Source organism: Pseudomonas sp. PWP3-1b2, from assembly GCF_049896045.1.
Taxonomy (GTDB): Bacteria; Pseudomonadota; Gammaproteobacteria; order Pseudomonadales; family Pseudomonadaceae; genus Aquipseudomonas; species Aquipseudomonas antarctica_B.
Map to the genome: position 1 here is coordinate 89,877 of NZ_JAFCTN010000002.1, position 10,588 is coordinate 100,464.

9 protein-coding genes are annotated in these 10,588 nt (G+C 61.3%); 4 read left to right on the forward strand and 5 right to left on the reverse strand.

What is annotated here, in order from left to right; all coding sequences use genetic code 11:
• Nucleotides 1-52: 52 nt before the first annotated feature.
• The gene (locus ACP7A2_RS01560; RefSeq protein ID WP_426132811.1) at nucleotides 53-3,142 is read right to left on the reverse strand and encodes a multidrug efflux RND transporter permease subunit; all 3,090 of its coding nucleotides are present in this window, start codon (nucleotides 3,140-3,142) and stop codon (nucleotides 53-55) included.
• Nucleotides 3,143-3,148: 6 nt separating this feature from the next.
• On the reverse strand, nucleotides 3,149-4,303 hold the full coding sequence (locus ACP7A2_RS01565) for an efflux RND transporter periplasmic adaptor subunit (RefSeq protein WP_426132812.1): 1,155 nt from the start codon (nucleotides 4,301-4,303) through the stop codon (nucleotides 3,149-3,151).
• Nucleotides 4,304-4,474: 171 nt separating this feature from the next.
• Between ACP7A2_RS01565 and ACP7A2_RS01570 the strand changes: the two genes are divergently transcribed.
• Both ACP7A2_RS01570 and ACP7A2_RS01575 read left to right on the forward strand, forming a co-directional pair.
• Nucleotides 4,475-5,176 carry a response regulator gene (locus tag ACP7A2_RS01570; RefSeq protein WP_426132813.1) on the forward strand — a complete coding sequence of 234 codons (702 nt, stop codon included), beginning with the start codon at nucleotides 4,475-4,477 and terminating at the stop codon, nucleotides 5,174-5,176.
• A 3-nt stretch (nucleotides 5,177-5,179) separates the two neighbouring features.
• The gene (locus tag ACP7A2_RS01575; protein ID WP_426132814.1) at nucleotides 5,180-6,481 is read left to right on the forward strand and encodes an ATP-binding protein; all 1,302 of its coding nucleotides are present in this window, start codon (nucleotides 5,180-5,182) and stop codon (nucleotides 6,479-6,481) included.
• On the opposite strand, the gene ACP7A2_RS01580 is transcribed toward ACP7A2_RS01575, so the two are convergent.
• Genes ACP7A2_RS01580 through ACP7A2_RS01590 form a run of 3 tightly spaced genes read right to left on the reverse strand, consistent with a single transcriptional unit; the run spans nucleotide 6,482 to nucleotide 8,262 of the window.
• Nucleotides 6,482-7,156: an anti-sigma factor gene (locus ACP7A2_RS01580; protein ID WP_426132815.1), complete on the reverse strand. Its 675-nt coding sequence runs from the start codon at nucleotides 7,154-7,156 to the stop codon at nucleotides 6,482-6,484.
• A complete protein-coding gene (locus tag ACP7A2_RS01585) occupies nucleotides 7,153-7,680 on the reverse strand; it encodes a sigma-70 family RNA polymerase sigma factor (RefSeq protein ID WP_348061706.1) in 528 nt (175 codons plus the stop codon). The genes ACP7A2_RS01580 and ACP7A2_RS01585 overlap by 4 nt, the downstream gene beginning before the upstream one ends.
• Nucleotides 7,681-7,740: 60 nt before the next feature.
• Nucleotides 7,741-8,262 carry a DUF3455 domain-containing protein gene (locus ACP7A2_RS01590; RefSeq protein WP_426132816.1) on the reverse strand — a complete coding sequence of 174 codons (522 nt, stop codon included), beginning with the start codon at nucleotides 8,260-8,262 and terminating at the stop codon, nucleotides 7,741-7,743.
• Nucleotides 8,263-8,401: 139 nt separating this feature from the next.
• On the opposite strand from ACP7A2_RS01590, the gene ACP7A2_RS01595 reads away from it, so the two are divergent.
• Together ACP7A2_RS01595 and ACP7A2_RS01600 are read left to right on the forward strand one after the other, a co-directional pair.
• Nucleotides 8,402-9,172, forward strand: a complete 771-nt coding sequence (locus tag ACP7A2_RS01595; RefSeq protein ID WP_426132817.1) for a class I SAM-dependent methyltransferase — start codon at nucleotides 8,402-8,404, stop codon at nucleotides 9,170-9,172.
• A gap of 90 nt (nucleotides 9,173-9,262) precedes the next feature.
• Nucleotides 9,263-10,048: a sulfite exporter TauE/SafE family protein gene (locus tag ACP7A2_RS01600; protein ID WP_348061703.1), complete on the forward strand. Its 786-nt coding sequence runs from the start codon at nucleotides 9,263-9,265 to the stop codon at nucleotides 10,046-10,048.
• The last annotated feature ends 540 nt before the right edge of the window (nucleotides 10,049-10,588 follow it).

The window sequence follows — 10,588 nt, forward strand, 5'->3', positions numbered from 1 at the left end:
CTACAACAAGCGGGCTGGCCACTAAAAGCCCGCTCACCACAGGTACGCGCGTTTAGCGCTTCTTACGCACCAACTTCATGACCACCACAAAGAACACCGGCACAAACACCACCGCCAGTGTGGCGGTGATCATGCCGCCGATCACCCCGGTACCAATCGCCTGCTGGCTCGCCGAGCTGGCGCCGGTGGCAATCGCCAGCGGCACGACGCCGAGAATGAACGCCAGCGAGGTCATGATGATCGGCCGCAGGCGCAGCCGCGCAGCTTTCAGGGTGGCGTCGACCAAATCTTCACCTTGCTCATACAAGTCCTTGGCGAACTCGATAATCAGGATCGCGTTCTTCGCCGACAAGCCGATGATGGTGATCAACCCCACTTTGAAGAACACATCATTGGGCATGCCGCGCAAACTCACTGCCAACACCGCGCCGAGCACGCCCAGCGGTACCACCAGCAACACCGAGGTCGGAATTGACCAGCTTTCATACAGGGCCGCCAGGCACAGGAACACGATCAGCAACGACAGGCCCAACAGCAACGGCGCCTGTGAGCTGGACAACCGCTCCTGCAACGAAAGCCCGGTCCATTCCTGGCCCAGGCCGGCCGGCAGTTGGCTGACCAGCCGCTGGATTTCTTCCATGGCCTCACCGGTGCTGTGCCCCGGCGCCGCTTCACCGCTGATGGCGATGGCAGGGTAGCCGTTATAGCGCGTCAACTGCGCCGGGCCCTGGGTCCACTTGGCTTCAACAAACGCCGACAACGGCACCATCTTCCCGGCGTTGTTGCGCACGTTGATCTTGAGCAAATCCGCGACCTGGCTGCGCTGGTCGCCTTCGGCCTGCACCACCACCCGCTGCATGCGGCCCTGGTTGGGGAAGTCGTTGACGTAGGCCGAACCGATGGCCGAGGACAGCACACTGCCCAGGTCGGAGAAGGCAACCCCCAGCGCGTTGGCCTGCTTGCGGTCAACTTCCAACTGCACTTGCGGCGCTTCGGCCAGGGCACTTTCGCGCACGTTGGCCAAAATCGGGCTCTTTTCGGCGTTGGTCAGCAACTCGGTGCGCGCTGCCATTAACGCCGCATGGCCGACGCCGCCACGGTCCTGCAAGCGGAATTCGAAACCGCTGGAGGTACCAAGGCCGTCCACCGGCGGCGGCAGGATGGCGTAGGCAATCGCGTCTTTAACGTCGCTGAACGCGGCGTTGGCACGGTCGGCAATGGCCGAGGCCGAGTCGTCGCTGCTGCGCTCAGACCAGTCCTTCAGCGTGGTAAAGGCCAGTGCTGCGTTCTGCCCCGAGCCGGAGAAGCTGAAGCCCATGATCATGGTGGTGTCGCCCACCCCTGGTTCCCCGGCGTTGTGCGCCTCGATCTGTTCGGCGACCTGCACCGTACGATTCTTGCTCGCGCCCGGCGGTAGCTGGATGTCAGTGATGGTGTAGCCCTGGTCTTCCACGGGCAGGAACGAGGAGGGCAGGCGACTGAACATCCAGCCCAAGCCGACCAGCAGCACCAGATATATCAGCAGGTAACGGCCGCTGCGCTTGAGCGCATACGCCACCCAGCCTTCATAGCGCTCGGTAAACCGATCAAAGCGTTTATTGAACCAGCCGAAGAAACCGCCTTTGGCATGGTGCTCGCCCTTGGCGATCGGCTTGAGCAACGTCGCACACAAGGCCGGGGTCAACGTCAGAGCGAGGAACGCCGAGAACAGAATCGAGGTGGCCATCGACAGCGAAAACTGCTGATAAATCACCCCCACCGAACCCGGCATAAACGCCATCGGCAAGAACACCGCCACCAGCACCAGGGTAATGCCGACGATGGCCCCAGTGATCTGGCCCATGGCCTTGCGCGTGGCGTCTTTGGGCGACAGCCCCTCGGTGGCCATGATGCGCTCGACGTTTTCCACCACCACAATCGCGTCGTCCACCAGGATGCCGATCGCCAGCACCATGCCAAACATGGTCAGTACGTTAATCGAGAAACCCAGCAGCAACATGGTGGCGAAAGTGCCCATCAGCGCCACGGGCACCACCAGCGTCGGGATCAAGGTGTAGCGCACGTTCTGCAGAAACAGAAACATCACCGCAAACACCAGCGCCATGGCTTCGAGCAAGGTATAGACCACCTTGGTAATCGAGACTTTGACGAACGGCGACGTGTCGTACGGGATCTTGTATTCCACGTTCGCCGGGAAGTAGCGCGACAGCTCGTCCATCTTCGCCCGCACCAGCGTCGCGGTGTTCAACGCGTTGGCGCCCGGCGCCAATTGCACACTGACGGCGGTGGACGGCTTGCCGTTCAGTCGCGTGGAGAACTGGTACTCCTGGCTGCCGATTTCCACCCGCGCCACGTCACCGACGCGCACCGTGGAGCCGTCAGGGTTGGCCTTGAGCACGATGTCGGCGAATTCAGCCGGCGTCGACAGCTGGCCCTTGACCAGAATCGCCGCCGTGATTTCCTGGGTCTTGGTGCCTGGCAAGTCACCAATGCTGCCGGCTGACACCTGGGCATTCTGCGCGCTGATCGCGGCGTTCACGTCGGCGGGTGTGAGGTTGAAACCGATCAGTTTTTGCGGATCGATCCAGACCCGCATGGCCCGCTCGGCGCCGTACAACTGGGCCTTGCCCACACCGTCCAGGCGCTTGAGCTCGTTCATTACGTTACGCGCCAGGTAATCGCTGAGCGCTACGTCATCGAGCTTGCCGTCGCTGGAGGTCAGGGTGACCAGCAACAGGAAACCGGCGGAGACTTTCTCCACCTGCAAGCCTTGCTGGGTGACCGCTTGCGGCAGGCGCGGCTCCACCGCTTTAAGGCGGTTTTGCACGTCGACCTGGGCCATTTCCGGGTCGGTGCCCGGCTGGAACGTGGCGGTGATGGTGGCCGAACCCAAGCTGCTCTGGGACTCGAAATACAACAGGTGATCGGCGCCATTAAGCTCCTGCTCGATCAGGCTCACCACGCTTTCATCCAGGGTCTGCGCCGAGGCGCCTGGGTACACCGCGTAAATCTCCACTTGTGGCGGCGCCACGGTGGGGTACTGGGCCACCGGCAACTGCGGAATCGCGAGCGCGCCGGCCAGCAGGATAAACAGGGCCACCACCCAGGCGAAGATCGGGCGGTCAATAAAGAACTGCGGCATGGCGGGTTATTCCTTAACGGGCTGGCCAGAGGCGGGGCTGTCGTCCACGTCGACTTTTTCGCCGGGGCGCGCGTGCTGCAGGCCTTCGACCACAATGCGGTCACCCGGCTTGAGGCCGCTGCTGACGATCCAGCGGTCTTCGATCACCGCGCCCAACTCCACCGGTTGCTGGCTGACGGTGTGCTCGGCGTCCAGCAACAGCACCATCGGGATACCGGCGCTGTCACGAGTGATGGCGCGTTGCGGCACGCTGATGCCTTGTCTGTCGACGGCTTGCTCCAGGCGCACGCGCACAAAACTGCCGGGCAGCAGGTCGAGGTCCGGGTTTGGGAACTCGCTGCGCAGGATTATTTGCCCGGTGCCCGGGTCAACGCTGATGTCGGCGAACAACAACTTGCCCGGCAATGGGTAGAGGTTGCCGTCGTCCTGGATCAGCGTCGCCTTGGCCTGGTCCTGGCCCACCTGCTTCAGGCTGCCGGCGCGAAAGGCGCGGCGCAGGTCATTCAGTTCGCGGGTCGACTGGGTCAGGTCGGCGTGAATCGGGTCGAGTTGCTGGATGATTGCCAGCGGCGTGGCCTCGTTCTGGCCCACCAGCGCACCTTCGGTCACCAGCGCGCGGCCGATGCGCCCGGAAATCGGCGCGGTCACGGTGGCGTAGCCCAGGTTCAGTTTTGCGCGCTCGACGGCGGCCTTGTTGGCGGCAACTTCGGCGTTGGTCTGGCGCAGGTTGGCGCGGGCATTGTCGTATTCCTGGCCGCTGATGGCGTTGCCCTCGACCAACTGGCTGTAGCGCTGCTCTTGCAGGCGCGCCTGGAAGGCATTCGCCTCGGCCTTGCTCAGGTTCGCCTGTGCGCTGTCGAGGTCGGCCTTGAACGGAGCGGGGTCGATACGAAACAACACGTCGCCCTGTTTAACGTCGTGGCCTTCCTTGAAGACGCGCTGCATCACCACACCGGCTACTCGCGCCCTTACTTCAGCAATGCGCGGCGCGGCGATGCGCCCGCTGAGTTCACTGGTGATGGAGAGGGGTTTGGCTTGCAGGGTTTCGATGCGCACTTTAGCCAGAGGCGTTTGCGGCGCCTCGGCCGAGGACTTGTCACAGGCGCTTAACGCCAGCGTCAGGGCCAGCAGGCAAAACGGCGCAAACAGATTTTTCGACATACTCATATCCCACTATTGACTGGCGCATCCTAAAGTCACCTGCGCCTTGGTGCTGTGAAGCTGTGTAGCGGGTGTGTGAAGAAATGTAAGGTGCGGCACGTTCGGTGTCGGGGGCGTATATCCTTGCACAATCCTGCAACGCACCGACAAACCGTATTATCTGGAAACACCATGCCCAACATCCTATTGGTGGAAGACGACGCCGCACTCTCCGAGCTGATTGCCAGCTACCTGGAGCGCAACGGCTATCATGTCAACGTGCTCAGCCGTGGTGACCACGTCCGCGAACGTGCGCGCCTCAACCCGCCGGACCTGGTGATTCTCGACCTGATGCTGCCCGGGCTTGATGGCTTGCAAGTCTGCCGCTTGCTGCGCGCCGACTCGGCTTGCCTGCCGATCTTGATGCTCACTGCCCGCGACGACAGCCACGACCAGGTGCTGGGCCTGGAAATGGGCGCCGACGACTACGTCACCAAACCCTGCGAGCCGCGCGTGCTGCTCGCCCGAGTGCGCACCTTGCTGCGCCGCAGCAGCCTGTCCGAACCCCTGGCCGCCAATGATCAGATCGTGATGGGCAACCTGTGCATCGACCTGTCGGAGCGCACCGTTACGTGGCGCGAGCAGGCGGTGGAGCTGTCCAGCGGTGAATACAACTTGCTGGTGGTGCTGGCCCGGCATGCGGGTGAAGTGCTCAGCCGCGACCAGATTCTGCAACGTCTGCGCGGTATCGAATTCAACGGCACCGACCGCTCGGTGGACGTGGCCATCTCCAAGCTGCGGCGCAAGTTCGACGACCACGCCGGTGAGGCGCGCAAGATCAAGACGGTCTGGGGCAAGGGCTACCTGTTCAGCCGGTCCGAGTGGGAATGCTGATCCATGTTTCGTCTACTGCTGCGTCTTTACCTGATCACCATCGTCACCTACAGCACGGCGATCTACCTGATTCCCAAGCTGGTCATCCAGGTGTTCGAACATCGCTACATGGACTACAACATCGAGCAAACCCGTGGCCAGCAAACGCTGATCGTCAAACAATACCAACGGGCGCCGGTGGAGCGCTGGTCGCAAGTCACCGAGCACCTGAACCACGATTTCGCACCGCTCAAGGTGAAATTGCTGCTGCGCCAGGACGCCAGCTACACCCCTGCTGAAGAAAAGCAGCTGGAAGATGGCAAGTCGGTGGTGCGCCTGGGGGAGTGGGGCTGGATGGAGGAAGTCAGCTCGCCGATTAATTCGCAGTTTGTGGTGAAGGTGACGATCCCGCCGGACCCGCTGGACATGAACGTGCTGTATTGGGCGATCAACGTGTTGATCATCGCGGCGTTGCTGGCCTGCCTGTTGATCTGGCTGCGCCCGCACTGGCGTGACCTGGAGCGCCTGAAAAGCACCGCCGCGCAGTTGGGCAAAGGCAACCTGAGTGAGCGCACGCAGATTCCACCCAGCTCCAACATCGGCAGCCTGGCGACGGTGTTCGACACCATGGCCGATGATGTCGAGCATTTGCTTAACCAGCAGCGCGACCTGCTCAATGCTGTGTCCCATGAACTGCGCACACCGCTGACCCGGCTGGATTTCGGCCTGGCGCTGGCGCTTTCCGAAGACTTGCCGCAGGCCAGTCGCGAACGCCTGCAAAGTCTGGTGGCGCATATTCGCGAGCTGGATGAACTGGTGCTGGAGTTGCTGTCCTACAGCCGCCTGCAAAACCCGGCGCAGTTGCCGGAGCGGGTTGAGGTGGTGCTCGATGAGTTTATCGACAGCGTGTTGGGCAGTGTCGACGACGAGCTGCAAAACCCGGAGATCGTTATCGAGGTAGTGCTCGACTGCTCCGTTGAACGCTTCAGCCTCGACCCGCGCCTTACCGCGCGGGTCTTGCAGAACCTGCTGCGCAACGCCACGCGCTACTGCGACAGGCGCATACAGGTGAGTGTTCAGGTGAGCGCCAAAGGCTGTGAAATCTGGGTGGACGACGACGGCATCGGTATTCCGCTGGACCAGCGTGAACGTATTTTTGAGCCGTTTTACCGCCTCGACCGCAGCCGTGACCGCGCCACCGGTGGCTTCGGCCTCGGCCTGGCGATCAGCCGGCGCGCGATGGAAGCCCAGGGCGGCACGTTGACCGCCACTGCCTCGCCCCTGGGCGGCGCGCGGTTTTGCGTGTGCTTGCCCAGCGTCGGCTGATCAGAGCACTTTCACGGCACGGCCGATCGCCTGAATCGGCCCGGTCGGTTTGCCGGTCGGCGAGCCGCGCGGGTCTTCCAGGGTCAGCTCAAACAACTGGTTCTGGGTGAGCGGCGGCAGGGCGTCCAGCGGCACCGACAGCGTTTGCCCGGGCTTAACCAGCCCCAGCGATACCGGGCCTTGCCAGCCGTCGCCCTTGGTCCAGAATTGCAGGGCTTTGTCGGTGGGCACTTCCATCACGCCCAAGGGAATCAACTGGATCTTGTGATCATTGCTCGCCTGGATCACCCAGCCGGGCGCCTGGCTCTGTGGCGCCACCAGCACCACCACAAAAGTCGGGGCTGCGGTGGGAGGGCGCGTCAGCAGCAATGCCGCCAGCACCAGGGTAGTCACCAGCCCCGCGCCCGCCAGCCCGCGCCACAGTGCGAGCAGGTTCCACCACGGCACGTCGGCCTCGGGGCCGGCGACGCTACGTTCAATGCGCCGCCAGAGCTGAGCGGAGGGCGGCACGGGTTCGGCAAGTGCCGTCAGCGGCAGCAGGCGTTGTTCCCAGTCATCCACCGCCGCGCGCAATTGCGGGTCCTGCTTAAGGCGCTGTTCCACCTCGGCGCGCTGCTCGGCGGGCAGGGTGCCCAGCACGTATTCGCTGGCGAGTTCATCCAGTGGGTCATTCATGCCATGCACTCCCGCAGCGCGGTGAGGCTACGTTTGATCCAGGCTTTGACGGTCCCCAGGGGCGTGTCCAGTTTCTGTGCGATTTCGCTGTGGGAATAGCCGTCGACATAGGCGTGCAGGATGCACGTGCGACGGGCCGGGTCGAGCTGTTCCAGGCAGTGATAAATCCGGCCTTCACGTGCGCTGAATTCGAAGCTGTTTTCGGCTGCGGTGACGTGTTCATGTTCATCGCTCAGCGCCACCTCCCGGTAATGATTGCGCACGGCGTTCAGCGCAAGGTGACGGGTGATACTGAACACCCAGCCACGCGCCGCGCCACGGCTGGGGTCGAAACTGCTCGCGCCGCGCCAAACCTTGATAAACGCGTCATGCACGACGTCTTCGGCGAGGGCTTTGTCCCGGACGATGCGCATCGCCACGCCGAGCAAACGGCTGCTGTCCTGCGCATACAATTGGCGCAAGGCGTGTTTATCGCCACGGGCGCAGGCCGCAAGGCAGGCTTCATAATCAAACAAACAACACATCCCCGAATGGCTGGATCCTGTGGCGAGCGCACTCGCCACAGGCAGCGTAGCCGAATTTACTCAGTTGGCCGCCCAAAAGATGTAGTCGGCCTGGTACTTCACCACTTCCTTCGCGCCTTTATTCGCCGCCGTGCATGCGCTGCTCGGCGCCACGCCACCTTTAAGGGCGACGCGCTGGATGTAGCTCACACCGCTCATTGCGCCCTTGCCTTCGGCCGGGTTGGCCTTGACCAGTTGATAGGGCAGGTTGCCTGCACTCGAAGGCGCTACGGCAAGTTGAGTGCCGGTGATTTTCGAGCCGTCTTTGGCTTGCCAGGTGGCCGGCGGACCAAAGTAGGTGCCCACTTGTTTGCCGCTGCGATCATTCAAAACAGCCTTGGGGCCAATAAAGGTCCATTCGGTCTGGCCCGCGGCGTTGGCTTTGTCCTTGCACTCGTAGGTGATTTCGCCGACGCCGGTGGTCTCCAGCGCGACCTTGTGGCCGTCCGGCACCTTGATGCTCTCAGGCAAGCCGGTTTGGGCGAATACCGTTGGCGCGGCGGTGAGCAAGGCGGTAAGGCAGAACAGTGCTTTAGCGTTCATGGGTGTAGATCCATTTCAGTAAAACAGCGGGGTGACTGAAAGGACTACACGCGACACGCGCGATTGGATGCACGGGTTAGAAAATAAACCTGAGAGGGCGCACACTGTGCCCCCCGCTTTACCCGAGGAGAGATTGGCAATGACTGGTGTTCACACGTCTGCTCAACAAGGTTTCTCAACCCAGGCCGTTACATACGCCCAAGGCCGGCCGGACTATCCACGGCAACTCACCGGCTGGCTCGCCGACACCCTGCACATCAATGCCCGCTCGACGGTCATCGACCTCGGCGCCGGCACCGGTAAATTCACCCGCATGCTCAGCACCCTGGCGCCGACGTTGATTGCCGTTGAACCCGTGGAGGCAATGGGCGCGCAGCTCAGAAAACTGTTGCCGGATGTACGCCTGCTTAACGGCACCGCCGAGTCCATCCCCCTGGACGCCGCCAGCGCCGATGCGTTGGTGTGCGCGCAAGCCTTTCATTGGTTTTCGACGGAGGCCGCGCTGGCGGAAATTCACCGCGTGCTCAAGCCTGGCGGTCGGCTGGGGCTGGTGTGGAATGTGCGCGATGAGTCGGTGGCTTGGGTGGCCGCCATTACCGCGATCATCACGCCCTATGAAGGCGATACGCCGCGTTTTCACACAGGCCGTTGGCGCGAAGCCTTCACTGGCGAGTATTTTTCCGCGCCCGAAATGACGTGCTTTCCCTATAGCCACGTCGGCAGCCCACAGGAAGTGATTATGGACCGGTTTCTCTCGGTGAGCTTTATTGCAGCGTTGCCGGCAGCGCAAAAGGCTGTGGTGACCGCGCAGTTGCAGGCATTGATCGACACCCATCCCGACTTGATCGGACGGGATACCGTTGCGTTCCCGTATCAAACCCAGGCGTTTGTCTGTCAGCGACTGACATAAAAGGCATAAAGTCAGATCACATTGATATAAGTCGTTATAAGAAAAATCGCTATCCTGCGGCCAGAAATTTATATGGCCGCAGGTGCTGTAATGGATGTGGGTAATGTTGGTTTTGTAGTGGCTGGCCTGATCGTTGGTTTTATCGTCGGCATGACCGGGGTAGGCGGGGGGTCGTTGATGACGCCGATTCTGCTCTGGTTCGGTATTAACCCCGCGACTGCGGTGGGCACTGATCTGTTATACGCGGCGATTACCAAATCCGGTGGGGTGCTGGTTCACAGCAAGAACAGGAATATCGACTGGACCATTACCGGCTGGCTGACCCTGGGCAGCGTGCCTGCGGTGTTGCTGACCTTGTGGTTTCTTGCCAGTTTGCACACGGATCCGACTGCGATGAATGCGGTGATCAAGCAGGCGCTTGGGGTGGTGTTGCTGTTGACGGCGCTGGCGATTTTGTTCAAGAAAAGTTTGTTGGCGTTTGCTCAGCGTCATGCGGGTGATGACTATCAGATGAGCCCGCGTAACCTGAATGCGTTGACGGTGGTGACTGGGGCGGTCCTGGGCACCATGGTTGCTCTGACGTCTATCGGCGCTGGTGCGTTGGGGACTGTGGCGTTGTTTATTCTGTATCCGTTTCTGGCTACGCGGCGGTTGGTGGGGACTGAGATTGCGCACGCTGTGCCGTTGACGCTGGTCGCGGGGTTGGGGCATGCGAGCATGGGGAATATGGATTGGCATTTGCTGGGGTTTTTGTTGATGGGGTCGTTGCCGGGGATTTACCTGGGGAGCCACATGACCGGGAAGGTGCCGGATGGTGTGTTGCGGCCTTGTTTGGCGATTATGTTGATGAGCATTGGGTATAAATTGGCGTTTTGATTTGGACGGGGGGTGGTGTACATATCCGTTGTTTGAGTTAGGGCTGATATCGGTTCCGCTCTTACAGCGGGTCACTTTTGGCAAGCGCCCCAAAAGTAACCAAAAGGTCTTCGCCCCACCACTCGGCACCTCGCTTAGGCTCGGCGTGCGGCCATCGTGGTTGACGGGGCGCCTGAGATCACAAGCAAGATCAAAATCTAAAGCACGGCGGCCTAGTAGCCGACCTGAGTGGTTGAATCAAAAGCGCTGTTTTTTCTAGAGCAGATTGCATTCTTCCTGATGTATGAAGATCCACTGTGGGAGCGGGCTTGCTCGCTCCCACAGTTTTGACCGAGTAAGACTTCACCATCTTCATACACTGGTCCGCTTCTCTGTGGGAGCTGGCTTGCCTGCGATGCAGACACCTCGGTACATCAAGCAAAACTAGTTGATGCCATCGCAGGCAAGCCAGCTCCCACACTGGATCTCGCTTTTGATCCACACCACTCAGGTCGGCTACTAGGCCGCCGTGCTTTTGCTTTTGATCTTGCTTGTGATCTC